The 25,886-nt window shown below is 66.9% G+C and carries 18 protein-coding genes and 3 rRNA genes; 12 read left to right on the top strand and 9 right to left on the bottom strand.

Annotation, left to right across the window (positions count from 1 at the left end; all coding sequences use genetic code 11):
* The first annotated feature begins 16 nt into the window (after positions 1 to 16).
* The 7 genes from F9C12_RS35700 to F9C12_RS35670 all read left to right on the top strand — a co-directional run bounded on the left by F9C12_RS35700 (position 17) and on the right by F9C12_RS35670 (position 7,130).
* Positions 17 to 1,087, top strand: coding sequence for a substrate-binding domain-containing protein (locus tag F9C12_RS35700; protein WP_409186152.1), 1,071 nt, complete (start codon positions 17 to 19; stop codon positions 1,085 to 1,087).
* Between the two features lie 88 nt (positions 1,088 to 1,175).
* Positions 1,176 to 1,802 carry an AmiS/UreI family transporter gene (locus F9C12_RS35695; protein WP_409186151.1) on the top strand — a complete coding sequence of 209 codons (627 nt, stop codon included), beginning with the start codon at positions 1,176 to 1,178 and terminating at the stop codon, positions 1,800 to 1,802.
* Positions 1,803 to 1,827: 25 nt separating this feature from the next.
* The gene (locus F9C12_RS35690; protein WP_409186150.1) at positions 1,828 to 2,865 is read left to right on the top strand and encodes an aliphatic amidase; all 1,038 of its coding nucleotides are present in this window, start codon (positions 1,828 to 1,830) and stop codon (positions 2,863 to 2,865) included.
* A gap of 43 nt (positions 2,866 to 2,908) precedes the next feature.
* Entirely contained in the window at positions 2,909 to 3,964 is a 1,056-nt protein-coding gene (locus F9C12_RS35685) for an AAA family ATPase (RefSeq protein ID WP_409463378.1), read from the top strand.
* 79 nt (positions 3,965 to 4,043) lie between these two features.
* Positions 4,044 to 5,198 carry a sialidase family protein gene (locus F9C12_RS35680; RefSeq protein ID WP_409463377.1) on the top strand — a complete coding sequence of 385 codons (1,155 nt, stop codon included), beginning with the start codon at positions 4,044 to 4,046 and terminating at the stop codon, positions 5,196 to 5,198.
* Between the two features lie 29 nt (positions 5,199 to 5,227).
* A complete protein-coding gene (locus F9C12_RS35675) occupies positions 5,228 to 5,962 on the top strand; it encodes a thioesterase II family protein (RefSeq protein ID WP_409186147.1) in 735 nt (244 codons plus the stop codon).
* A gap of 688 nt (positions 5,963 to 6,650) precedes the next feature.
* Positions 6,651 to 7,130 carry a nitroreductase family deazaflavin-dependent oxidoreductase gene (locus F9C12_RS35670; RefSeq protein WP_409463376.1) on the top strand — a complete coding sequence of 160 codons (480 nt, stop codon included), beginning with the start codon at positions 6,651 to 6,653 and terminating at the stop codon, positions 7,128 to 7,130.
* 975 nt (positions 7,131 to 8,105) lie between these two features.
* On the opposite strand, the gene F9C12_RS35665 is transcribed toward F9C12_RS35670, so the two are convergent.
* From F9C12_RS35665 to F9C12_RS35655, 3 genes are read right to left on the bottom strand one after another with little or no spacing between them, the layout of a single operon-like run.
* A complete protein-coding gene (locus F9C12_RS35665) occupies positions 8,106 to 9,350 on the bottom strand; it encodes an RNA polymerase sigma factor (RefSeq protein ID WP_409463375.1) in 1,245 nt (414 codons plus the stop codon).
* A complete protein-coding gene (locus F9C12_RS35660; protein WP_409186144.1) occupies positions 9,350 to 9,733 on the bottom strand; it encodes a YciI family protein in 384 nt (127 codons plus the stop codon). The genes F9C12_RS35665 and F9C12_RS35660 overlap by 1 nt, the downstream gene beginning before the upstream one ends.
* Before the next feature lie 34 nt (positions 9,734 to 9,767).
* Positions 9,768 to 10,850, bottom strand: a complete 1,083-nt coding sequence (locus F9C12_RS35655; protein ID WP_409463374.1) for a TetR/AcrR family transcriptional regulator — start codon at positions 10,848 to 10,850, stop codon at positions 9,768 to 9,770.
* A gap of 44 nt (positions 10,851 to 10,894) precedes the next feature.
* Here F9C12_RS35655 and F9C12_RS35650 point away from each other — a divergent pair, with 44 nt between their 5' ends.
* A complete protein-coding gene (locus F9C12_RS35650) occupies positions 10,895 to 12,493 on the top strand; it encodes an FAD-dependent monooxygenase (RefSeq protein WP_409463373.1) in 1,599 nt (532 codons plus the stop codon).
* Between the two features lie 815 nt (positions 12,494 to 13,308).
* Here F9C12_RS35650 and F9C12_RS35645 read toward each other — a convergent pair.
* Complete coding sequence (locus F9C12_RS35645; RefSeq protein ID WP_409463372.1) at positions 13,309 to 13,929, bottom strand: L-threonylcarbamoyladenylate synthase; 621 nt, start codon at positions 13,927 to 13,929, stop codon at positions 13,309 to 13,311.
* A gap of 106 nt (positions 13,930 to 14,035) precedes the next feature.
* On the opposite strand from F9C12_RS35645, the gene F9C12_RS35640 reads away from it, so the two are divergent.
* From F9C12_RS35640 to F9C12_RS35630, 3 genes are all read left to right on the top strand, one after another.
* Entirely contained in the window at positions 14,036 to 14,755 is a 720-nt protein-coding gene (locus F9C12_RS35640; protein ID WP_409186140.1) for an MgtC/SapB family protein, read from the top strand.
* Positions 14,756 to 14,873: 118 nt separating this feature from the next.
* Positions 14,874 to 15,740, top strand: coding sequence for a DivIVA domain-containing protein (locus F9C12_RS35635; protein ID WP_409463371.1), 867 nt, complete (start codon positions 14,874 to 14,876; stop codon positions 15,738 to 15,740).
* Between the two features lie 751 nt (positions 15,741 to 16,491).
* Entirely contained in the window at positions 16,492 to 16,773 is a 282-nt protein-coding gene (locus tag F9C12_RS35630; protein WP_009081418.1) for a metal-sensitive transcriptional regulator, read from the top strand.
* A 261-nt stretch (positions 16,774 to 17,034) separates the two neighbouring features.
* On the opposite strand, the gene F9C12_RS35625 is transcribed toward F9C12_RS35630, so the two are convergent.
* Positions 17,035 to 19,266: a heavy metal translocating P-type ATPase gene (locus F9C12_RS35625; protein ID WP_409463370.1), complete on the bottom strand. Its 2,232-nt coding sequence runs from the start codon at positions 19,264 to 19,266 to the stop codon at positions 17,035 to 17,037.
* A gap of 11 nt (positions 19,267 to 19,277) precedes the next feature.
* Positions 19,278 to 19,484, bottom strand: coding sequence for a heavy-metal-associated domain-containing protein (locus tag F9C12_RS35620; protein WP_409463369.1), 207 nt, complete (start codon positions 19,482 to 19,484; stop codon positions 19,278 to 19,280).
* 114 nt (positions 19,485 to 19,598) lie between these two features.
* On the opposite strand from F9C12_RS35620, the gene cobF reads away from it, so the two are divergent.
* Positions 19,599 to 20,360 (top strand): precorrin-6A synthase (deacetylating), encoded by a 762-nt coding sequence (gene cobF / locus F9C12_RS35615; protein ID WP_409186136.1) that lies wholly within the window; start codon positions 19,599 to 19,601, stop codon positions 20,358 to 20,360.
* 115 nt (positions 20,361 to 20,475) lie between these two features.
* Here cobF and rrf read toward each other — a convergent pair.
* The 3 genes from rrf to F9C12_RS35600 all read right to left on the bottom strand — a co-directional run bounded on the left by rrf (position 20,476) and on the right by F9C12_RS35600 (position 25,615).
* Positions 20,476 to 20,592: ribosomal RNA gene (rrf, locus tag F9C12_RS35610) — 5S ribosomal RNA — on the bottom strand.
* Between the two features lie 82 nt (positions 20,593 to 20,674).
* Positions 20,675 to 23,793 (bottom strand): 23S ribosomal RNA (locus F9C12_RS35605).
* A gap of 302 nt (positions 23,794 to 24,095) precedes the next feature.
* Positions 24,096 to 25,615: ribosomal RNA gene (locus F9C12_RS35600) — 16S ribosomal RNA — on the bottom strand.
* The 16S, 23S and 5S rRNA genes sit together here, the layout of an rRNA operon.
* Positions 25,616 to 25,886 lie beyond the last annotated feature (271 nt).

Genomic DNA, 25,886 nt, shown 5'->3' with positions numbered 1-25,886 from the left:
GAAGCCCGGAGCCGGCATGGGACTCGGAGTCGCCAGCCGCGCGAGCGCGTTGCGCGTCGCGCTGGTCGTCCCGCTGCAGGGACCGGCGGGCCTTTTCGGGCCCTCGTGCGAGGCGATCAGCGAACTCGCGGTCCGGGAACTCAACGACGCGGGCGGAATCCTCGGCCGCGAAGTGACGCTGGAAGTCGTCGACGGCGGCGCTCCCCCGGCCCAGGTCGCCGCCGCCGTGCGCCGCTTGGTCGACGCGGGCGAGATCGACGCGGTCACCGGCTGGCACATCTCCTCGGTCCGCAACGCACTCGCGCCGGTCCTCGCCGACCGCGTGCCCTATGTGTACACATCGCTCTACGAAGGCGGCGAAAGTCGTTCTGGCATCTACTGTTCCGGGGAAATCCCGCGCGTGCAGATCCAGCCCGCGCTGCGGTGGCTGCGCGACAACTGCGGCGCGCGCACCTGGTTCGTGGCAGGCGACGATTACGTGTGGCCGCGCGGTTCCGCGGACGCGATCCGGCGCTACGCAAGGGAACTCGACCTCCAGATCGCCGGCGAAGCCTTCGTCGGGCTGGGCTCGGGCGACATGGCGCGGCTCGTCCGGCGCGTCGAAACCTCGGCGTGCGACGGCGTTCTGATGCTGTTCGTCGGACAGGACGCGGTCCGGTTCAACCGCCAGTTCGCCGCGCGCGGCCTCCACGAGCAGATGCTGCGCTTCAGCCCGCTGATGGAAGAAAACATGCTCCTGGCCAGCGGAGCCGAGGCGACCCGAAACCTGTTCGCGTCCGCCGCGTACTTCCGTTCGCTGGTCACCGCGGACGCGATGGACCTGCTCGGCCGCTACGTCCGCCTGCACGGCCCGGCCGCGCCGCCGCTCAACAACGCGGCCGAATCCTGTTACGAGGGCTTGCATACGCTCGCCGAACTCGCCCGCCGCGCCGGCGCCCCGGACCTGCGCGCGTTCAACGCGGCCATCGACGGCGTCGCCTACGACGGACCGCGCGGCACCGTCGAATTCCACGGCCAGCAAGCCGCCCAGCACGTGCACCTCGCCGCCGCGCGCGGCTGCGACTTCGATCCGATCACCCGGCTCTGACCCGTCCCGTTCCGGTCTTGACGGCATCGTCCCGCCCATTTATTTTCACTTGACAGTATTTCATCTGGTACCAACTGAGGAGCGTGCGATGAACAACGTCGGCCTGCTCTACGTCGGGGCGGTACTGCTGGTCAACGGGCTGATGCTGCTCGGGCGCGTGCCCGCGCGGTCGGCCGCCGCGCTGAACCTGTTCGTGGGCGGGCTGCAGTGCGTGACGCCGACGGTGCTGATCGTCCAGGCGCACGGGGATTCCGAAGCGATCCTCGGCGCGTCCGGGCTGTTCCTGTTCGGCTTCACCTACCTGTACGTCGGGATCGCGAACCTCGCCGGGCTCGAGCCCGAGGGCATCGGCTGGTTTTCTCTGTTCGTCGCGGGCGCCGCGCTCGTGTACGCCGGTTTGGCGTTCTGGCGGCAGGACGATCCGGTGTTCGGCGTCATCTGGCTTTCCTGGGCTCTGCTGTGGGGCCTGTTCTTCCTCGTGCTCGGGCTCGGCCGCGAGGGGCTGACCCGGTTCACCGGCTGGACGACCGTCCTGCTGAGCCAGCCGACCTGCACGCTGCCCGCGTTCCTCGCGCTCACCGGCGGCTACCGCTCCACCGCGACCACCGCGCTCATCGCCGCCGCGGCCGCGGTCCTGCTCGTCGCTCTCGCCGCGGTGCTCGGTTTCCGCGGCCAGCCCCGCTCCGTCCCCGACCGCGCCGCGGCCGCGGCCTGACCCTCCCACCAGAAGGAGAAATCCCATGCGACACGGTGACATTTCCTCGAGCCCGGACACGGTCGGCGTCGCGGTCGTGAACTACAAGATGCCGCGGCTGCATTCGAAGGCCGAGGTGCTGGAGAACGCGCGCAAGATCGCCGACATGGTGGTCGGCATGAAGGGCGGCCTGCCCGGAATGGACCTCGTCGTGTTCCCCGAATACTCGACGCAGGGAATCATGTACGACGAGCAGGAAATGTACGAAACCGCGGCGACCGTCCCCGGCGAGGAAACCGCGATCTTCTCCGCCGCCTGCCGCGAAGCCGACACCTGGGGCGTTTTCTCGATCACCGGCGAACAGCACGAGGACCACCCGGACAAACCGCCGTACAACACCCTGGTGCTCATCGACAACCACGGCGAGATCGTGCAGAAGTACCGGAAAATCCTGCCGTGGTGCCCGATCGAGGGCTGGTACCCGGGCGACCAGACCTACGTCACGGACGGCCCGAAGGGGCTCAAGATCTCGCTGATCATCTGCGACGACGGCAATTACCCGGAAATCTGGCGGGATTGCGCGATGAAGGGCGCCGAGCTGATCGTCCGCTGCCAGGGCTACATGTACCCGGCGAAGGACCAGCAGGTCTTGATGGCGAAGGCCATGGCGTGGGCCAACAACTGTTACGTGGCGGTCGCCAACGCGGCCGGATTCGACGGCGTGTACTCGTATTTCGGCCACTCGGCGATCATCGGTTTCGACGGCCGGACGCTCGGCGAAACCGGCGAGGAAGAGTACGGAATCCAGTTCGCCCAGCTGTCGCTTTCGGCGATCCGGGACGCCCGCGAGTACGACCAGTCGCAAAACCACCTGTTCAAACTGCTGCACCGGGGCTACTCGGGCGTGCACGCGGCCGGCGACGGCGACAAGGGCGTGGCGGACTGCCCGTTCGAGTTCTACCGCACGTGGGTCACCGACGCGCAGAAGGCCCAGGAAAACGTCGAGGCCATCACGCGCGGCACGATCGGCGTCGCCGAATGCCCGGTCGGCCAGCTGCCCGCGGAAAAGACCAAACAGGCCTGATTCCGCGCTGGCTGCCGGTTTTTCGGTTCAGGGAAAGGACACCATGCCGTTCATCACCGACAGGTACCACGACCAGAACCGGAACCGGCAGCCAGCCGCTCCGGCCGCCGCCCCGGCATCGTCCACTCCGGACACTCCGGACACTCCCGCCGCGCTCGCCGAACGCCTGCGCAGCCGCGTCCTCGGCCAGGACCCGGCCGTCGACGCCGTCGTCCGCGCCATCACCCTGGCCCGTGCGGGCGCGACTGAACCCGACCGTCCACCCGCGACAGTCCTGCTCCTCGGCCCCACCGGCGTAGGCAAAACCGAACTGGTGCGCCAAGTAGCCGCCGCGCTGCGCTCCGGCCCGGACGATCTGTGCCGGGTGGACATGAACTCCCTCGCCCAAGAACATTACGCGGCCTCGTTCAACGGCGCCCCGCCCGGATACGCGGGAAGCAAAGAAGCCTTCACCGTCTTCGACCGGTCCACTGTGGAAGGTGACCCGTACACTCCGGGAATCGTCCTCTTCGACGAGGTGGAAAAGGCGCACCCCACTGTTCTCCGCGCTCTCCTGGGCGTACTGGACAACGGAATGCTGCGCCTCGCGAACGGACAGGAGAAAATCTCCTTCCGCAACAGCTTCGTCTTCCTCACCTCGAACCTGGGCTCGAAGGAATTGGCCCGCCGCCGCGGTTCCCGCTGGCGCGCGCTGCTGGACCGCGGCCGCACCCGCCGTGCCGTCGTCGACAAAGCCCTGCAGTCGTTCTTCGACCCGGAATTCCTGAACCGCATCGACGAAACGGTGATCTTCGACGAACTGGACCGCACCACCATCGAACAAGTCGCCCGCCTCGAAACCGACCTGCTGCGCGCGAGGCTCCGCCGCCGGGGCGTCGACCTCCAGGTAGAGGAATCCGCCGTCCGCCTGTTAGCCGAGCAGGGGTTCGACCCGGTCTACGGCGCCCGCGGCCTGCGCCGAACGCTGCGCACCCATCTGGCCGCCCCGGTAGCCGCCGAAATCATGCGAGTACGCCCGACCGGAACCGCCCCGCTGCGGATCACCGCGACCGCCGCGTCCGGCGCCATCCGCGCGACCGCCACCGATCCGGAGTCTTGACGCCGCGCGACCGCCTCTCTAAGTTCTCCGGACATAGGACGTCGGACATCCCATGTCCGGAGCGAGAGGCGGTCCCCCGGTGCTCCCGAGAACAGTCACGCTCGCGCTCGCCGCAGCACTCTTGACTTTGGCCCCCGCCCCGGCCAGCGCCACCCCGAGCTGCACTTCTTCGACCCCGTTCGTCTCGGGCACCGAGGGCTACCACACCTTCCGCATCCCCGCGATGGTCCGCGCGGCGAACGGCGCGCTGCTCGCCTTCGCCGAAGGCCGCCGAGATTCCCCCGGCGACTCCGGCGCGATCCAAACCGTCGCCAAAACCTCCCGCGACGGCGGCTGCACCTGGGGCGACCTGCGCGTCGTGGACAGCAACGGCGAAGCCACCGCCGGAAACCCGACCCCGGTAATCGCGCGCAACGGCGACCTCGTGCTACTGACTGTCCACAATGGACCCGTCAGCGAGAAAGCCATCATGTCCGGAACCGTGTCCCCGCAAGACACCCGACGGGTTTTCGTCCGGCGCAGCACCGACAACGGCCGCACCTGGACCCCGTCGAGAGACATCACCGCCGCGACGAAACTCCCGTCCTGGCGCTGGTACGCCACCGCCCCCGGCCACGCGACCCTCCTGAAACACGGCCGCTACGCCGGGCGAATCGTCGTGCCCGCCAACCATTCCAGCGCCCCTCCCGCGGGTTCGCCGGACGTCGGAACCGAAGCCAAGTACTACGGCGGCCACGATCTCTACAGCGACGACAACGGCCGCACCTGGCACCTCGGCTTCACCGACGACCCCACCGACGGCGTCCTCGCCCCGAACGAAACCACCGCCACCGAGCTGCCGGACGGCACCGTCTATTTCTCCAGCCGCAACCAGGGCTCCGCCCCGGAACACAGGCTGGACGCGTACAGCACAGACGGCGGCCGCACCCTGACCCGCCCGTATCAAGTGCAGCCGACCCTGTCCGGCCCGAAAGTAGAAGGCAGCGTCCTGCAAACGACCGACCGCCGCGTACTCCTCTATTCCGGCCCGTCCGACCCAGCGATGCGCCGCACAATGCAATTGAGGACGAGCGCGGACCACGGCAAAACCTGGCAACCGTCCACCGTCGTCGCCGATGCCCCCGCTGGCTACTCCGATCTGGTACAACCGGACCGCTTCACCGTCGGCGTCCTCTACGAAACCGGCGTCACCAGCGCGTACGAGAAGATCGAATTCCGCCGCTTGCCCCTTTGACGTCGGTCGTGCCCGGTAAAATCGCCCGCATGACGGACCTGTGGCTACGCCGCTTCCATCCCGCCGACGACGCCCCCGCCCGTTTGGTGTGCCTGCCGCACGCAGGCGGCGCAGCCCCGTTCTTCCACCCGCTGTCGAAGTCTCTGTCCCCCGCGGTCGACGTCCTGGCGGTCCAGTACCCCGGGCGACAGGACCGAATGGCCGAACCCGCCCTGCGAACCATCGAAGAACTGGCGGACGGTGTCACGCAGGCCCTTCTGCCGTGGCTGGACCTGCCGATGGTGCTGTTCGGCCACAGCATGGGCGCGACGCTGGCGTACGAGGTAGGACTGCGCCTGGAATCGAGAGGCACCCCCGCGGAAGCAGTGGTCGTCTCCGGCCGCCGAGCCCCGTCCCGCCTGGTCAACGAACAAGTCCACCTCCAAGACGACGACGGTTTGCTGGCCGAAATCGAAGGCCTGGCCGGCACCGACCCGAAGGTGCTGCGAGACCCGGAACTGCGAGAACTGTTCCTGCCGGCCCTGCGCGCGGACTACACGGCCATCGAGACGTACCACCCGAGCGCGGGCCCGATCGCCGCGCCCATCCACGCGCACACCGGAGACGCCGACCCGCACGCCCCCGTGGCCGACGTACAAGCCTGGTCGAGGCACACCACCGGCGACTTCACCCTGACCACCTACCCAGGAGGCCACTTCTACCTGGTAGACCACGCGGCTGCCCTCACGGACGCACTCCTGAAACTGACGACGAGCGGGTTCTAGCTTCGCTCCCCGGCTGGGCCATCCCGCTCCGCTTGCCCACCCGCGGCTTGCTTCCGCCCGGCTGACCGTCGGGCCCTGCCTGCGCCCCGGAGGGGTCGGCCGGACTGCGGACATTCCGCCCCCTGGCCTGACATGCCATCGGTCGCTCGATCCTTGGCCGCCGGACCGCTGCCTCCAGCACCCGATCAGCATCCTCAGAATCTGCCCGGCGAAGGACGCCCGCGCCGATCCGCCCCGCGGACTACCGCCAATACTCCGCCGCCACCTGCTCCTGGCACTCCCCCCTTCAAGCCCGCCCGATTGCCGCCCCGCCTCGCCGTCCTCCCAAGCTGCCACCCCACCGACCCCCTTCGTCCCGCCGACTCCCCCTTGCTTCCCCGACTCCCCCTTGCTTCCCCGACTCCCCTTCGCCTTCCCGCCGGACTCCCCTTCGCCCCCCGACCCCCCTTTGCTTCCCGACTTCTCTTCGCCTCCCTGCCGGGGCTCCCCTCACCGCCCGAACCCCCTTCGCCGCCGGCTCCCCTTTGCCTCCCCGGCTCCCGTCCGCCTCCCCACCGACTCCCTTTCGCCCCCCAACTCCCCTTCGCCTCCCCGCCGGGCTCCTCTTCACCACCCGACTCCCCTTGCTTCCCCGGCTCCTCGTCGCCTCCCCGCCGACTCCCCTTCGCTTCCCCGTAGGCTGCCGCCCATGGAACTGCGCAGGATGTTCGCCGGTCTGGGCCGCAGCAAGGCATTCGCCGCGTTCGGCCAAGCGATGATGCCCGCCGACCGCCTGCTCCTCCGCATCACCGGCGGCCGCCTGGGCGTAGGCGCCGCAGTCGGCCTGCGCACCCTCCTGCTCACCACGATCGGCCGCACCACCGGCGAACCCCGCCAGGTCCCACTGCTGTACGTCGAACGCTCCGGCGGTTATGTAGTGATCGGCTCCAACTGGGGCGGCGAAAACCACCCCGCCTGGACCGCGAACCTCCTGTCCCACCCCGACGCCACAGTCTCCGTCCACGGCCGCACCGTGCCAGTCCGAGGCCGCCTCCTGAAAGACGCCGAACGACAGGAAATGTGGGACGCCGTCGCCTCCTACTGGCCCGCCTACGACCGCTACGCCGAACGAGCCGCCCACCGCGAAATCCGGGTATTCCTCCTGGAACGCGCAACCCCCACCACCTGACCGGACCCGTCTTCCCTGCCTAGGTCTCCCCAGATCGGCCCGGGCTCCCCTGCTAAGCCGCATTCCCGCCCTACGCGCCAACTGCCCAGCAGCCCCCTCGCGACCCGCCCAGGCCAACGCTCTTTGTCCGCAAGATCCGACCGATCCAGCGCACCTTCCCGGCACGATCCGCCCGGGCCAACTCCCGTCCTCGACAACCTTCGCGCAGCCAGATCCCCTACTCAGCCACTCGCGCCCGACCAACTCCTCTTCTCGGCAAGGTCCCGTCCAGTTCTCTGCCGGGTCCCGTCCAACCGATGGGTCCACGTCGGGACGGTCCGCCGAGCAGCCCAGTGACTCCGGCCCCGCCGCCCCGCCGTTCCCGCTGAGCTAGCCACCTCAGCCACCGCTCGTCCGACGCTCCTCCCGTCCACCGACCAGACACCTCACCCGCTCGCTCACCTCACGATCCACCCGCCCGCCGAACTGACCGCCTCGGCCACCCGCTCACCCGACAGCCCGCCCGCTGACCGACCAGACACCTCAGCCGCTCGTCCCACGATCCGCCCATCCGCCGAACCGACCACCGCGGCCACCCGCTCACCCGACAACCCGCTCACCGACCGACCAGACACCCCGGCCACTCACCTCACGATCCACCCGCCCGCCGAGCCGACCACTTCGGCCACCCGCTCATCTGGCGGTCCACCCACGCATCGACCAGGCGCCTCGCCTGCTCGCTCGCCCCACGATCCAGCCGCTCGCCGAGCTGATCGCATCAGGCCCGTCCGCATGAGGGTCCACCCGCCTCACCGGCCAGGCACTGCACCCGCCCGCTCGCCTCACGATCGACCGGCTCACCCAGCTGACCGCGTCAGCCGCCCGCTCACCCGACCGACCACCGGCCCACCGGCAAGCACCCTCACCCGCGCCCGCTCACCTCATGAGCCACCCGCCCACCAGCGAGGCACTCGCACCCGTGCGGCGAACCCACGCTTACCCTCCGCGCGAAAGGAACTTCGCCGCCTTCGCCTGGAGATACCGCCGTTCCGGCATGCTGCTCGTCCGTTTCGCCGCGCGCAGGTAGTGCTCGTGCGCGCCCGCGGTGTCGCCGGCGAGTTCGAGCAGGTGCGCGCGGACCGCGTCGAGGCGGTGGCCCTGTTTCAGGCGCGCGTCGTCCTCGAGAGTGGCCAGCAGCGCCAGCGCTTTCTCCGGACCGTGCACCATCGCGACCGCGATCGCCCGGTTGAGCGTCGTCACCGGACCGGGCGCGAGTTGTTCGAGCAGGCCGTACAACTCCAGGATCTGCGCCCAGTCCGTGGAATCGGTGCCCGCCGCCTGGTCGTGCAGTGCCGCGATGGCAGCTTGCACCTGGTACGGCCCCACCGGGCCCTGGCCCAGTACCCGGTTCACCAGCTCCAAGCCCTCGACGATCAACGGCACTGTCCACTGTCGACGGTCCTGTTCGGCGAGCGGCGTCAACGCTCCGTCAGGCCCGGTGCGCGCCGGCCGTCGCGCGTCGGTGAGCAGCATGAGCGCGAGCAGCCCCGCGACCTCGCCGTCGTCCGGAAGCAGCGCATGAACGGCGCGAGTCAGCCGGATCGCTTCCTCGGACAGTTCGACCCGATGCAGATCCTCGCCCGACGTCGCCGTGTATCCCTCGTTGAAAATCAAGTACAGGACATGCAAGACGACCTGCAGCCGAGCCGGCCAATCCTCGGCGGACGGCGGAGTAAAGGTCGAACCAGCCGCCGCGACGCTTTCCTTCGCCCGCGTGATCCGCCGCGCCATGGTGCCTTCCGGCACAAGGAACGCGCGCGCGATCTCGGCCGTCGTCAACCCGCCGACCGCGCGGAGCGTCAGCGCGACCTGCGAACTGGGCGTCACTGCCGGATGGCAGCACAGGAACAGCAACGTCAGCGTGTCGTCCTGTTCCGGCGGCTGTTCGTCCTCCGGCCCGGGCACGACCGCGGTCAGCGCGACGTCTTGCACCGCAACGGTTTCCTCACGCCGCCGCCGAGCGCTCTCGCTGCGCCAAAGGTCGGTCAGCCGCCGCGTGGCGACCGTGAGCAACCACGCGCGCGGGTTGTCCGGCACCTCGCCCGCCGACCACTGCTCGACCGCCGCGACCAGCGCCTCCTGCACCGCGTCCTCGCACGCCTCGAACTGCCCGTACCGCCGCACGAGCGTCCCGAGCACCTGCGGCACGAGCGGCCGGAGCAGCTCGCCGACGTCCGCCATCAGCCGAAGTCGGACTGTGTTTCCGCGTCAGCGAAGAACACGACCGGCCGCACCTCGATGCCGAGCCCGTCGATCCCCGCGTCGGGAATCATCGCGGCGACCTCCAGCGCCCGCTCCCGGCTCTCGCATTCGACCAGGTAAAACCCGGCGAGGAACTCCTTCGACTCCGCGAACGGGCCGTCGGTGACCGCAGGCACCCCGCCGCGCACCCGCACGACAGCGCTGTCCTCCGGTCCGCCGAGCGCCTGCGTGTTGACCAACTCGCCGGACGCGCGGATCTTGGCGATGAAGTCCGCGTGCCCGTCCATCACCTCCTGGCGGGTCTCCTCGCTCAGCCCCTCCCATATCTCGGGGTTCATGTGCATCGTCAGCAGGAACTTCACGTCGTCCTCCGCGCAGCCGGTCCAGGCGACCAACCTAGCGGAGCCGCGCGGCGATGCCGTCCAGCAGACATTCGAGGCCAAGCCGGAACTGCGCGTCCTCAGCCGCCGCCTCGCCCACCTTCCGCGCATCCGCGGCAGCGTCCGCCTCCTGGTCCAAGACCGCCTGACCCGTCCCAGCCGTCTGGCCTGCCCCAGCCGACTGCTCCGTCTCAGGCACCCGACCTGCCCCGGCCGTCCGACCCGAGCCAACCGCCCGCCCAGAACCAGCCGTCCGACCAGAACCAGCCGTCCGACCAGAGCCCGCACCCTCGCGATCCGCCTCAGCCACCCGCCCAGTCCCGGCCGCGTCCGCGCCCGGCCGGACGCCCGGCTCACCGGCATCAGCCACCCGCTCGGAGCCGTCCGCCTCGGCACCCGATCCGGCACCGTCCGCACTGGCGTCGCCGCTCTCGCCGTCCGCGTCGTGCCGCTCGGCCAGGAAGCTCTCCAGCACCCGCACGAGCAGCGGATACGGCCCGTCCTCCGCCGCGACTCCGCCGAACCAGGCGCGCGCCTGCCGCTGCACGTCCACCACGTCGACGAACGCGTTACGCTGCCACATCGCCCGCTCTTCCGCCCACTGCAGCGCCTGACCGATGACGTAGCCGTCGAGCAACCGGGCGTACCCGAGCGCCGACGCGAGGTCCTGCCCCAGCCGGTCGAACGTCGCCAGCACGAACTCGGTCCGCCTGCTCGCGTTCGGCCCCGCCGGAGGCCGCTGGTGCACGAGCCGCGCATACCACGGATGCCGCTTCGTCATCGCCCACGTGTCCAGCGCGACGGCCGTCAGCTCGCCCCGCCAGTCCTCGCCCGGGACTTCCGGAGTGCGCACCTCGCTGTTCGCCAGGTCGAGCATCAGGTCCACCAGACCGTCTTTGCTGTGCACGTAGCGGTACAGCGACATCGGAGTGGACGCGCCCAGCTCCTTCGCCACTGCCCGCATCGTGAGCGCCTCCGCGCCGCCGTGGTCGGCCAGGCGCACGGCCGCGTTGACGATGTCGACTCGTCCGAGGCCCCATCCGCGCTCCGGCGGCTCAGGCAACAGCCAAATCGGCGGTGTCGGCCCTTGATCTCCCATTCATCTCCCTGTCTCCAGCCCGCTTGCGTACATAGTACATCGTCATGTACAACGTACACAAGATGTACAACGTACACGACCCTGGGGGTTACGAGATGACTGCACGAATTCCTGTTCTGATCTGCGGCGGAGGGCTCGCCGGACTCACCGCGGCACTGCTGCTGCACCGCGAGGGAGTAGCGCCGGTGCTGGTGGAGAAGCACGCCGGCACGTCCCCGCAGCCGAAAGCGCGCCGGTTCAATCCGCGCAGCACCGAGGTGTTCCGCCTGCTCGGCCTCATGGACGAGGTCGAGCGAGCCAGCGCACCGCTCGCGTCGTTCACCGGAATGCTCACCGGCACGACGCTGGCCGACGCGACCTGGCCGGAGGTCACCGGCACCTTGCGCGAACGACTCGTCCAGCACGCGAAAATGCCGGACCTCAGCCCGGCGCCCAGCGTGCTGTGCCCGCAAGACGTGCTGGAACCGGTACTGCGGCAGGCCGCTGTCGAACGCGGAGTGTCTGTCCGGTTCGGCACCGAGCTGGTGTCGTTCGAGCAGGACGACGCCGGAATCACGGCCGAGTTGCGCCCGGCCGACGGCGAGCCATACCAGGTCCGCGCCGAATATCTGATCGCGGCGGACGGCGCGCGCAGTCCGATCCGCACCGCGCTTGGGATTCCGCGCAGCGGACGCGGCCACCTGGCGGACAACCTCGACGTGTGCTTCCGCGCCGACCTCGCCGAACTCGTCCGCGACAAGCCGTTCAACCTGTGCCGCGTCGAAAACCCGGCCGCTTCCGGCGCGTTCGTGTCGGTCAACGGCACCGACCGGTGGCTCTTCTCCACGTCCGACTTCCCTGGTTCGGATTCTCTGAACGAGGACGGCTGGCGCGAACTGCTGCGCACCGTCGTCGGCGTGCCGGACCTTGAAGTCGAAGTGCTCAGCAGGATGCACTGGGAGTCGGGGATGTACGTGGCCGACCGGTTCTCCTCCGGCCGGGTCTTCCTGGCCGGAGACGCCGCGCACGCGATGCCGCCGATGGCTGCCGCGGGCGCGAACACCGCGATCGCGGACGTAGCCAACCTCGCCTGGAAACTCGCCGCGGTGCTGGCCGACACGGCGACGCCCGCCCTCCTCGACACCTACCACGCCGAGCGGTACCCGATCGGGTACGCGACAGCGGAGTTCTCCAGCATGGCCAGCGGCCATCTCGGCACCATGATCGCCACGATCACCAGCGACGACGCACCGCGCGTCGACCCGCTCGCCGCGTTGTTCGGGGCGCAATACGAACAGGGGGCGTTCGTCCCGGACGGACGCGGTCCCGCACCCGAGGGCCGGTATGGCCCGGCCGGTCGTCCAGGCACCCGAGTGCCGCATGCCTGGCTCGACGCCACGACGTCCACAGTGGACTTGGCAGGGCCTGGCCTCGCCTTGCTCTGCGGACCGGACCACGCCCGCTGGACCGCCGAAGCCGACCGGCTGGGCCTCCGCCTCGTGGCCGTCGAGGACGAAGCGTGGCTGGCCGAGACAGAACTGCCTGCCGACGGCGCGCTGCTGCTCCGGCCGGACGCCATCGTCGGCTGGCATTCGACGTCGGACGTGCCGCTTGCCGACGCCCTGTCTCGCCTGCTCAGCACCCCCGTGGAGGCAACCGTGTGATCTCTTCGACAGTGCTCGGGTTCGCCCGCCCCGCGCGCCGAGTTACCCCACGGTCAGCGACAAGAGAGGAGCTTTGATCGAACACACCTGACAAGCGCGGACCCTCGGTGCCAGTACTTGCCAGCCCGCTTCGGCACCGACTGGTTGAGATCCGCAGCTGTCTCTCCTGTTCAGGCCTAGCCGCACTACCGTGCCAGCCCGCACCTGCCGCGCTCGTGCCTGAAGAAGACTGCAGCTGCCGACGCCAGGACAGTGAGGATCGCTGTGGCCCGCGCCGACAGGAATGTGGAGAGCCCGGCCGGTTCGCCGGATGTGCTGGAGGGCGACCAGCTGTGCTTCGAACGGCGGACGCGCCGCCGGATCGCGTCAGTCGCAGCTGACGGTGCTCGGGGTCTCGGCCTCGAGAAGCATGCGCGGCCTGGCACCGAGAGGAGGAGTCCCGCCAGCGGCCTGCACGACCGCGCGTTCCGCAGGCGAGACGTCGGCCGACCAACCGCTGCCGTCACGTCGTGGGGCCTGCGTAACCGTGCGCGCGTATCCGCAGCAGGTCGGGGCTGGGATCGTCCGCCACGCGACGTGCACTGGCAGCCTCGCCCGAGCAGGTGAGCCGGGAAGCGGCCGGTTCAAGCCGCTGGCGTCAACCAGATCGGCAGCCGCCGTGTCAGAGAAACCGCGTGTCAAGAAGCCGTCATGAGGAGCCGTCGAGTCAAGCAAACCGCGTCAACAGCCGTCGCGCTCAGCGACCCGAAGCCACTGCCCGCATCAGGATCGGATCACCACGCCTCAGGAGGAGACAAAACCGATGACGACCCCGCTCACTCGAACCGGGACGGGTCTCCCGCCCCATGCCGCACGACCTCCGCCTCTCCGGAGGAGAAGTCGATCACCGTGGTGGGTTCCACGCCGCAGTCGCCGGAGTCGATGACGGCGTCCAGCACGTGGTCGAGTTCTTCCTTGATCTCCCAGCCCTGGGTGAGGGGCTCGCCGGAGTCGGGCAGCAGCAGCGTGCTCGACAGGATCGGCTCGCCCAGTTCGCCGAGCAGTTCCTGGGTCACCACGTGGTCGGGGATCCGCACGCCGACGGTTTTCTTCTTGGCGTGCAGCAGCCGCCGCGGGACTTCCTTCGTCGCCGGGAGGATGAACGTGTACGGGCCGGGGGTGCTGGCCTTGACGGCGCGGAACACCGCGTTGTCGACGTGCACGAACTGGCCGAGCTGGGCGAAGTCCTGGCAGACGAGCGTGAAGTGGTGCCGGTGGTCGAGCTTGCGGATGGCGCGGATCCGCTCCATCCCCTGCTGGTTGCCGATGCGGCAGCCGAGCGCGAAGCAGGAGTCGGTCGGGTAGGCGATCAGCCCGTCGTCGCGCAGCAGGTCGACCACCTGGGAGAGCGCGCGACGCTGCGGGTTCTGCGGGTGCACGTCGAAGTAGCGGGCCATTACCCGAGCTTAGGCGTGCGCGCCGGGCCAGGCGCGCGGGCTCTCCGGGGGCGGGGCGCAGTGCTCTTCAGGGGCGAGGCACAGTGGCGGACGAGGAGGTACGTCCGTGCATGCTCTCTGGTCCACCGGCGAACAGTGGGAACTGCTGCCGCCGGTTCTGCTCGCCCTGCTGCTGAGCACGGTGATCGGCATCGAGCGCGAGGTCGGCAACAAGCAGGCCGGCCTGCGCACGCACACGCTGGTCGGCGTCGGGTCGGCGGTCTTCATGCTGGTGTCGAAATACGGTTTCGCCGATTTGCTCGGCATCGAACACGTGGCGCTCGATCCGTCGCGGATCGCCGCGCAGATCGTGTCCGGCATCGGGTTCGTCGGCGGCGGGTTGATCTTCGTGCGCCGCGACGCGGTGCGCGGCCTCACGACCGCGGCGACCGTCTGGCTCGCCGCGGCCGTCGGCGTCGCGTGTGGTGCCGGGCTGCCGGTGCTGGCCGTCGCGACCACTGCCGGGCTCGTGGTGATCACGCGCGGATTTCCGCCGATTTCCCGGTTCGTCGCGCGGCATCGGCGGCAGCCGCCGATCCTCCGGTTGAGTTATGCCGACGGACACGGCGTACTGCGTGCCGTGCTCGCCACGTGCACCGATCGAGGCTGGGCCGTCCACCGGGTGGCGGTGGACCGCGAGACAGTTTCCGAAGAGGGGCAACGGATCGCGGTCGTCACGTTGCTGTTGCAGGGGCGCGGCGATCTTCCCGAACTCACCGCGGAATTGGCCGAATTGCCCGGCGTGCGAAGCACTGCGACGGGCGCCGAAGACCCGCTCGAAGATTGACCCGCCCCGGGTTCACACGGATCGCCGGACTTCAGGCACACTGGAGGCAGTGCGGAAACCCCGGCGCGGCAAGAAAAACGAGCGCCGAGGAGAAACCATCCAAATGGGAGGTGAGAGCATGGCCCCCGGCGGTGGCGAGGACCTGATGGCCGTCCGGCCGTCCTTCGACTTGGCTTGGCGCGGCTATCAGCGCGGTCAGGTCGAAGAATTCGTCACATGGGTCGAGGCGGAATTCCAGCGCCTCGCCGCGGAACGCGACGCCGCGGCACACCAAGCGGCCGAACTCGCCGAGCGCAATCGCGAACTGCGCGCGACGATCGACCGGATCAGCCGCACCCCCATAGCGCCGGACGCCTTGCAGGAACGCTCCCGCCGGATGGTCGAGCTGACGCGCGAGGAAGCCGCGGAGATCACCGCCCGCGCGGAGGACACTGCCGCGCGGATCATCGCGGACGCCAAGGCAGAAGCCGTCCGCCTCACTGAAAAGGAACGCGCGCTCGTCGAAGCCGTCGCCGCGGATCGCGAGCAACAGCGGAGAGAACACGAAGATCTGCTGCGTCGCGCAGTCGAGGAACGCAAGGCCGCGGACGAAGCGGCGGCGAAGGAACGCCGGCGGCTCGAGGAACACCTCACGCGCACGCTGGCTGACCGCCGCACCGACGCACTCCGCGAAATCGCCGACCGCACCGCCGCCGCCCGCGCCGAGGCCGACGCGCGCATCCGCCAAGCCACCGACCACGCCACCCGCATCGTCGCCGACGCCGAACAGCGGGTCGCCGAGCTCACCGCCGTCCAGCAACGAGTGAAAGCCGCGCTGCGCGGCGCCCGCGAACTACTGGCGACCGCGAACGCCGATCTCGCGCCGGACGGCACGCCTGTGCCGAACCAACGTCGGACCTCCGCGCTCACCGAAGTCGCCGAGGCCGTACCCGCCGGGGGAACACCCGCGTCCATGGAAGTCGCCGAGGCCGCGCCCACCGGCTGAACGTCCGCGCCCCATCGAAGTCACCCAGCCCACGCCATCGGCGGAACATCCGCGCCCATGGAAGTCGCCGAAGCCGCGCCCACCGGCTGAGCACCCGTGCCCATCGAAGTCACCGAGGCTGCGCCCACCGGCGGAAGATCCACGCCCATCGAAGTCGCCGAAGCCGCGCCCGCGGCTGAGCACCCGTGCTGGACCCGCCGTCAGGCCATCCGGCGGCGGCCAGCGCGAACATCGGACCCATGCCGCCGCACGTGTGTGCCTGGCGTTCACCTAGGCCGCCCCATTGAGTGAAGGTTCGTCCCGGACCCGCTGCCGAGGTTTTCGGCGGCGGGCCACCGCGACCGCCGGGCCAGCGGCTCCGCACATTCATGCCTGACATCCATCGAGGCAGCTGCACCGATGGAAGATCCATCCTGGGCCTGCTGCCGGGACGTTCGGCCGCGGGCCACCTCCAGCATCGAACCAACGCCGCAGCGCGCACGCCTGACGCTCACGGAGGCAGCTCCACGGGCAGAACAGCTGCCCCGCACGCGCACGCCTGAGGCTCACCGAAGCAGCCTCTGCCGATTGCACATCCCGGGACCCGCCGCAGGGACGATCGGCGACTGATCACCACCGTCAAACCAGCGACGTCACTGCCCGACGTTCACTGAGGTCACCGCCACCGGTTGAACGCCGGACCCGGATACGCCGGGTGGGTATACTCGGTGGTGAAACCGACGGGGATGCCGACAAAAAGGGACGATGTGCGATGACCGGCTACGGCAGTGAACGAGAGGCCTACCTCAAGCGCCTTCGCCGGATCGAGGGGCAGATTCGCGGGCTGCAGCGCATGGTCGAGGAGGACAAGTACTGCATCGACATCCTGACCCAGGTGTCCGCGGCGACGAAGGCGTTGCAGTCCTTCTCGCTGGAACTGCTCGACGAGCACCTGGCGACCTGCGTCGTCCAGGCGGCTGCCGCGGGCGGGGAGGAAGCGGATCTGAAGGTGCGCGAGGCCTCCGACGCGATCGCCCGGCTGGTGCGGTCCTAAAACTTTCCAGTTCGTAGCGTCAGTCCCGGCGAGTGCAGGAGAGCGCCGACGGGGGGGCTCTGGCTCGTTCAGACGGCGAGAACCCCATGCGCTCGCCGGATTCCCGCTAAGGCCAAGAACTCCTCGGACAGCGCGTTCCCAGCACTGCCGAGCCAGGCCAGAAGTTACTGCCGCGCATCGGCCAGGCGGTCAGCGCTCCCCAGAACCCCGCCCGCGAAAAACGGGCCAGCAGCCGAAGCCACTGGCCCGTTCTCAGCTGGATCACGCTGCCCGGAACCGTCGCAGTCTCAGGCTGTTCGACACCACGAACACCGACGAAAACGCCATTGCCGCGCCCGCGATCATGGGGTTGAGCAGGCCGAACGCTGCCAGCGGCAGTGCCGCGACGTTGTAGGCGAACGCCCAGAACAGGTTGCCCTTGATCGTGCCGAGCGTGCGCCGGGCCAGGCGGATCGCGTCTGCCGCAGCTCGCAGGTCGCCTCGGACCAGGGTCAGGTCTCCGGCTTCGATCGCTGCGTCCGTTCCGGTTCCCATGGCCAGGCCGAGGTCGGCTTGGGCGAGTGCGGCCGCGTCGTTGACGCCGTCTCCGACCATGGCCACCACTCGGCCTTCGTTTTGCAGGCGTTTAACCACGGCCACCTTTTCCTCGGGCAGCACCTCGGCCACTACCTCGGTGATGCCCGCGGCGTCGGCGATCGCTCGCGCCGCGCCTGCGTTGTCGCCGGTCAGCAGTACCGGTTGCAGGCCCAATGCGCGCAGTTCGGCGACCGCTTGCGCGGACGTCGGCTTGATCGTGTCCGCGACCACCAGCACACCCCGCGCGACGCCGTCCCAGGCGACGAAGACCGCTGTCGCGCCGCGTTCTTCTGCCTCCTTCTTCGCCGACGAGAGCTGGTCGTCGATCTTGACGCTCCAGTCGGCCAGGAACGCTGCCCGGCCGGCGAGTACTGCCGCGCCCTCCACGAGGCCGGACACGCCGAGCCCCTCGGTGTTCCGGAACTCCGTCGCGGACGGGAGGTCACCGACGCGCTCACGAGCACCCTCCGCGATCGCTTTCGCGATCGGGTGTTCTGAAGCGTGCTCGACCGCTCCCGCGTAGCGCAGGAGTTCGCGCTCCGTGACGCCTTCCCCGACGTGGACGTCCACCAAGCTCATTCGCCCGGTCGTGACGGTCCCGGTCTTGTCGAGCACCACGGTGTCGACCCGGCGAGTGGACTCGAGGACCTCCGGCCCCTTGATCAGGATCCCCAGCTGCGCACCGCGACCAGTGCCGACCAGCAGCGCGGTCGGGGTCGCGAGCCCCAGCGCGCACGGGCAGGCGATGATCAGCACCGCGACCGCCGCGGTGAACGCCTCGGTGACGTTTCCGCTGGTCAACAGCCAGGTGATCAGCGTGCCCAGCGCCAGCACCAGCACGATCGGCACGAAGATCGCCGAGACGCGGTCGGCCAGTCGCTGCACCGCGGCCTTGCCGTTTTGCGCTTCCTCGACGAGCCGCGCCATCTGCGCGAGCTGCGTGTCCGCGCCGACTCGCGTCGCGCGCACTGCGATCCGCCCGCCGACGTTCACCGTCGCGCCCGTCACGCCGTCACCCACCGCGACCTCGACCGGTACGGATTCCCCCGTGATCACGCTGACGTCGACCGCCGAGCCACCGTCAGTGACCACGCCGTCCGTGGCGATCTTCTCGCCGGGCCGCACCACGAACGTGTCTCCGACCCGGAGCTGGTCGACCGGGATTCGCTGCTCGCGACCGTCGCGCAGGACCGTCACGTCCTTCGCGCCGAGCTCGAGCAGGGCCCGCAGCGCGGCACCAGAGCGGCGCTTGGACCTGGCCTCGAAGTAGCGGCCGGCGAGGATGAACGTGGTGACGCCTGCCGCGACCTCGAGGTAGATGTTGTCGGTCCCCGATCCCCCGGACACGCTGAACTCGAAGCCGTGCCGCAAGCCCGGCATCCCCGCCATGCCGAAGAACAGCGCGTACAGCGACCACAGCGTGGCGGCCGAGACGCCGAGCGAGATCAGCGTGTCCATCGTCGCCGCGCCGTGCCGGAGGTTGGTCCACGCGGCGCGGTGGAACGGCCACGCACCCCAGACCACGACCGGTGCGGCGAGCGTGAGCGACAGCCACTGCCAGTTCGTGAACTGCAGCGCGGGGACCATCGCCAGCACGATCACCGGAACCGTGAGGATCGCCGAGTACAGGAGCCGGTCGCGCAGCGGCCGCGTCTCGTCCTGCTCGGGTTCTTCCGGCTTCTCCGGCTGCGGTGCTTGCGCGGTGTAGCCCGTCGCTTCGACAACGCCCACCAGGTCGTCGACCGAAACGGTGGAGGGGTATTCGACGTGCGCCTTCTCGGTCGCGTAGTTGACGCTCGCGGTGACGCCTTCGACCTTGTTGAGCTTCCGTTCGACCCGAGCAGCGCACGACGCGCAGGTCATCCCGCCAATGGCGAGTTCGACTGACTGCACGGGGGCTGGTGTCGTGGTGCTCATGTCACTCCTTTTTACGCGACGACCTGGTAGCCGGCCTCAGCGACGGCGGCCTCGACGGCCTCGCGCGAGATCGGCTCCGCACTGGTGACCTTCACTGCGCCGGTGGCGAGGTCGACGTCGACGGTCCGCACGCCCGACAGGCCGCCTACCTCCTCTTTCACCGAGCTGACGCAGTGCCCGCACGTCATGCCCTCGACGGTGTAAGTCGCTTCAGTCATCGCCACACTCCCTATCGTGCTCTCCGCTGATGCCTCCTTTATACCCCTAGGGGGTAGTGGCATGCCAGGGGACCCTGTCGTGAGCCCGGTTACCCGCCGGGAGAGACTGCACGGATGCGGAAGATCTACGCGATCGGGATCGGCGCCGGCGACCCGGAACACCTGACCGTGCAGGCAGTCGACCGGCTCAATCGCGTCGACGTGTTCTTCGTGCTCGACAAGGGCAGCGCGAAGGCCGATCTGGTGCAGCTGCGCCAGGAGATCCTGGAGCGGTTCGTGACCCGGCCGGGGTATCGCGTGGTGAGCGCGAAGGACCCGGACCGCGACCGGACGCCGTCCGACTACCGCACCGCGGTCGCCGACTGGCATCAGCTCCGCACCGACGTCTACGAGCGGCTGATCCGCGACGAGCTGGCCGACGGCGAGACCGGCGCGTTTCTCGTCTGGGGCGATCCGGCGCTGTACGACAGCACTATCGCGTTGATCGAGGCCGTGCTGGCGCGCGGGAACGTGGCGTTCGACTACGAGGTCGTGCCGGGGATCAGCAGCATCTCCGCACTGGTGGCCCGGCATCGCACGACGATGAACCAGATCGGCCGCGCCGTGCAGCTCACGACGGGCCGCCGGTTGGCGCAGGGCTGGCCGAGTGACGCTGACGACGTCTTCGTGCTGCTCGACGCGCACACGACATTCGATCAGTACACGGGCCGGGGCTTGTGGATTTATTGGGGCGCGTACGTCGGGACGCCGGACGAGATTTTGCTGTCCGGACCGTTGGACGACGCGTTGGCGGCCAAGATCCGGGAGACGCGGGCCGCAGCTCGGGAGCGGCACGGGTGGATCATGGACACGTATTTGCTGCGCCGGCCGGAGTGAGTCCGCGGCGGGCCGGTTCTGCGGCTCGCCGTTTTCTGGGCATGAAAAAAGGGCGGGGCTCCGGGAAAACCTTTTCAGGTTCTCGACCGGGCCCCGCCCCTTTTCTTCACGTTAAGTTCGGCGGTGTCCTACTCTCCCACAACCCTTCGGTTGCAGTACCATCGGCGCAGTCAGGCTTAGCTTCCGGGTTCGGAATGGGACCGGGCGTTTCCCTGACGCTAAAACCACCGAAACACTCCGAAACAACACACCCACCCTGTGAAGGGTGACCGGTGTGGTGTTTCAGAACCGTAGAGTGGATGCGCAACATCTTCGTGGGCAAGTCCTCGGCCTATTAGTACCAGTCAACTCGACAACACATTACTGTGCTTCCATTTCTGGCCTATCAACCCAATCGTCTCTTGGGGGCCTTAACCCGCAAAGGGGTGGGATACCTCATCTTGGAACAGGCTTCCCGCTTAGATGCCTTCAGCGGTTATCCCTTCCGAACATAGCCAACCAGCCATGCCACTGGCGTGACAACTGGCACACCAGAGGTCCGTCCGTCCCGGTCCTCTCGTACTAGGGACAGCCTTCCTCAAGTATCCTGCGCGCGCGGCGGATAGGGACCGAACTGTCTCACGACGTTCTAAACCCAGCTCGCGTGCCGCTTTAATGGGCGAACAGCCCAACCCTTGGGACCTACTCCGGCCCCAGGATGCGACGAGCCGACATCGAGGTGCCAAACCATGCCGTCGATATGGACTCTTGGGCAAGATCAGCCTGTTATCCCCGGGGTACCTTTTATCCGTTGAGCGACACCCCTTCCACCAGGAGGTGCCGGATCACTAGTCCCGACTTTCGTCCCTGCTCGACATGTCTGTCTCACAGTCAAGCTCCCTTGTGCACTTGCACTCGACACCTGATTGCCAACCAGGCTGAGGGAACCTTTGGGCGCCTCCGTTACCCTTTAGGAGGCAACCGCCCCAGTTAAACTACCCATCAGGCACTGTCCCTGAACCAGATCATGGTCCGAGGTTCAGATTCCCAATCCGACCAGAGTGGTATTTCAACAACGACTCCACCCGAACTAGCGTCCGAGCTTCACAGTCTCCCACCTATCCTACACAAGCCGAACCGAAAACCAATACCAAACTATAGTAAAGGTCCCGGGGTCTTTCCGTCCTGCCGCGCGTAACGAGCATCTTTACTCGTAATGCAATTTCGCCGGGCCTGTGGTCGAGACAGCCGGAAAGTCGTTACGCCATTCGTGCAGGTCGGAACTTACCCGACAAGGAATTTCGCTACCTTAGGATGGTTATAGTTACCACCGCCGTTTACTGGCGCTTAAATTCTCAGCTTCACCCACAAAGTGAGTTAACCGGTCCTCTTAACGTTCCAGCACCGGGCAGGCGTCAGTCCATATACATCGTCTTGCGACTTCGCATGGACCTGTGTTTTTAGTAAACAGTCGCTTTCCGCTGGTCTCTGCGGCCAACCACCCCTCCGTCCGCACGGGACTTCAAGGTGTTTGGCCCCCCTTCTCCCGAAGTTACGGGGGCATTTTGCCGAGTTCCTTAACCACAGTTCACCCGATCGCCTTGGTATTCTCTACCTGACCACCTGTGTTGGTTTGGGGTACGGGCCGTGCATGCACTCACTAGAGGCTTTTCTCGACAGCATAGGATCACCCACTTCGCCTCAAACGGCTACGCATCACGTCTCAGCCTATATGCCATGCGGATTTGCCTACATGACGGCCTACACGCTTACACCAGGACAACCATCGCCTGGCGGAGCTACCTTCCTGCGTCACCCCATCGCTTGACTACTACGGAATCAGGTCCCACGCTCCACACACGAACTCCGTCCGAAGACATCGTCCGCGGCTTCGGGTGGTTAGTGTCAACCGCCTCGCCATGGGCGCACATGCTCGGGTACGGGAATATCAACCCGTTGTCCATCGACTACGCCTGTCGGCCTCGCCTTAGGTCCCGACTTACCCTGGGCGGATTAGCCTGGCCCAGGAACCCTTGGTCATCCGGCGGCAGAGTTTCTCACTCTGCATTCGCTACTCATGCCTGCATTCTCACTCCCGCACCCTCCACGACTCGCTTCCGCGGCCGCTTCCCTGGATGCAGGACGCTCCCCTACCCATCAACACGACTGGACGCCCGCCTCAAGGACGAACGTCGATCTATTGTGTCAATGACACAGCTTCGGCGGTGTGCTTAAGCCCCGCTACATTGTCGGCGCAGGACCACTTGACCAGTGAGCTATTACGCACTCTTTCAAGGGTGGCTGCTTCTAAGCCAACCTCCTGGTTGTCTGGGCAATCCCACATCCTTTCCCACTGAGCACACACTTAGGGGCCTTAGCTGGTGTTCTGGGCTGTTTCCCTCTCGACGACGAAGCTTATCCCCCGCCGTCTCACTGCCGCGCTCTCACTAACCGGTATTCGGAGTTTGGTTGATTTCGGTAACCCGGTAAGGCCCCTAGACCATCCAGTAGCTCTACCCCCGGCAAGAAACACGCGACGCTGCACCTAAATGCATTTCGGGGAGAACCAGCTATCACGGAGTTTGATTGGCCTTTCACCCCTACCCACAGCTCATCCCCTCAGTTTTCAACCTAAGTGGGTTCGGGCCTCCACGACGTCTTACCGTCGCTTCACCCTGGCCATGGGTAGATCACTCCGCTTCGGGTCTAGACCACGCGACTGTATCGCCCTATTCAGACTCGCTTTCGCTACGGCTACCCCACCCGGGTTAACCTCGCCACGCAGCACTAACTCGCAGGCTCATTCTTCAAAAGGCACGCCATCACCCGAAGGCTCTGACGGCTTGTAGGCACACGGTTTCAGGTACTCTTTCACTCCCCTCCCGGGGTACTTTTCATCTTTCCCTCACGGTACTCGTCCGCTATCGGTCTCCAGGAAGTATTTAGGCTTACCGGGTGGTCCCGGCAGATTCACAGCAAATTCCACGAGCTCGCTGCTACTCGGGAACACCACCAAGACCTACGACGACAGCTTTCGCGTACGGGGCTCTCACCCGCTCCGGCCGCCCGTCCCAAGGCGTTCCGCTAACCATCGCGTACATCCGGAGAAATGTCAGTCTCTCCAAGGTGGGTCCCACAACACCGCCCGCACAACGCCTGACAGCTTGACATGCAAACGGTTTAGCCTCTTCCGCTTTCGCTCGCCACTACTCACGGAATCACTTTTGTTTTCTCTTCCTGCGGGTACTGAGATGTTTCACTTCCCCGCGTTCCCTCCACACCGGCTATATATTCACCGGCGGGTAACACCACATCACTGGTGCTGGGTTTCCCCATTCGGAAATCCTCGGATCACAGCTCGGTTGACAGCTCCCCGAGGCATATCGCAGCCTCCCACGTCCTTCATCGGCTCCTGAAGCCAAGACATCCACCATGTGCCCTTAACAACTTGACCACAAAGATGCTCGCATCCACTCTACAGTTCTCAAACACCACACCAGAAACAACGTGTGTTGCCTCAGGACCCAACAGCGTGCCAGCAAACAAGAACCCGCCCGGATCCGCGACCGCCGTTCCACGCGCAGCCGAAGCCACGCAGTACTGAGTCGGCGGCATCACCACCGCGAGAACCCATAACCAGTAGTTCCACAATTCCTTGAGCAACCGGAACAAGCACGCATTCGGCACTTGAGTTCCAGCCACCCCACCGAGGTTGGTCCGGGTATCCCGGCCTGGTGGATGTGTTGTGCTCCTTAGAAAGGAGGTGATCCAGCCGCACCTTCCGGTACGGCTACCTTGTTACGACTTCGTCCCAATCGCCAGTCCCACCTTCGACCACTCCCTCCCTTGCGGGTTGGGCCATGGGCTTCGGGTGTTACCGACTTTCATGACGTGACGGGCGGTGTGTACAAGGCCCGGGAACGTATTCACCGCAGCGTTGCTGATCTGCGATTACTAGCGACTCCGACTTCACGCAGTCGAGTTGCAGACTGCGATCCGAACTGAGACCGGCTTTAAGGGATTCGCTCCACCTCGCGGTATCGCAGCCCTCTGTACCAGCCATTGTAGCATGTGTGAAGCCCTGGACATAAGGGGCATGATGACTTGACGTCATCCCCACCTTCCTCCGAGTTGACCCCGGCAGTCTCCCACGAGTCCCCGCCATGACGCGCTGGCAACGTAGGATAAGGGTTGCGCTCGTTGCGGGACTTAACCCAACATCTCACGACACGAGCTGACGACAGCCATGCACCACCTGTACACCAACCACAAGGGAAGCCCCATCTCTGGGGATGTCTGGCGCATGTCAAGCCCAGGTAAGGTTCTTCGCGTTGCATCGAATTAATCCACATGCTCCGCCGCTTGTGCGGGCCCCCGTCAATTCCTTTGAGTTTTAGCCTTGCGGCCGTACTCCCCAGGCGGGGCGCTTAATGCGTTAGCTACGGCACGGACAACGTGGAATGTCGCCCACACCTAGCGCCCAACGTTTACAGCGTGGACTACCAGGGTATCTAATCCTGTTCGCTCCCCACGCTTTCGCTCCTCAGCGTCAGTATCGGCCCAGAGACCCGCCTTCGCCACCGGTGTTCCTCCTGATATCTGCGCATTTCACCGCTACACCAGGAATTCCAGTCTCCCCTGCCGAACTCAAGTCTGCCCGTATCGACCGCACGCTCCACGTTAAGCGTGGAGATTTCACGGCCGACGCGACAAACCGCCTACGAGCTCTTTACGCCCAATAATTCCGGACAACGCTCGCACCCTACGTATTACCGCGGCTGCTGGCACGTAGTTAGCCGGTGCTTCTTATCCAGGTACCGTCACTCTCGCTTCGTCCCTGGCGAAAGAGGTTTACAACCCGAAGGCCGTCATCCCTCACGCGGCGTCGCTGCATCAGGCTTGCGCCCATTGTGCAATATTCCCCACTGCTGCCTCCCGTAGGAGTCTGGGCCGTGTCTCAGTCCCAGTGTGGCCGGTCACCCTCTCAGGCCGGCTACCCGTCGTCGCCTTGGTAGGCCATTACCCCACCAACAAGCTGATAGGCCGCGGGTTCATCCCATACCGCCGGAACTTTCCACCCCCGAAGATGCCTCCGAAGGTCGTATCCGGTATTAGACCCAGTTTCCCAGGCTTATCCCAGAGTACAGGGCAGATTACCCACGTGTTACTCACCCGTTCGCCACTCATCCCCGGCCGAAACCGGTTCAGCGTTCGACTTGCATGTGTTAAGCACGCCGCCAGCGTTCGTCCTGAGCCAGGATCAAACTCTCCAACAATGAACAGTTCGATCGAGACTACTCTCAATCATATTCTCAAAGGAAACCCCGACGAGGGGGTTTCATATAAGCTCTACTGGCTTAGTTCACTAGCACACTGTTGAGTTCTCAAGCAACACACCCCGCATCACACCCACCCCCACAAGGGCGAGCCTGACCGAAGCGGTCATTCCTAGCAGTTTTTAGTGGGACACCCACTCAATCACCCTAGAGGCGAGAGCTTGGTTCGTGTCCCGGCGGCCGCCCGGTCTCCCTGGCGACGAAGAGAAGA

Origin of the sequence: Amycolatopsis sp. GA6-003, assembly GCF_046267895.1 — a bacterium.
Classification (GTDB): domain Bacteria; phylum Actinomycetota; class Actinomycetes; order Mycobacteriales; family Pseudonocardiaceae; genus Amycolatopsis.
The sequence above is the reverse complement of the archived record's forward strand: the minus strand, read 5'-3'. Positions and strand labels throughout refer to the sequence as shown.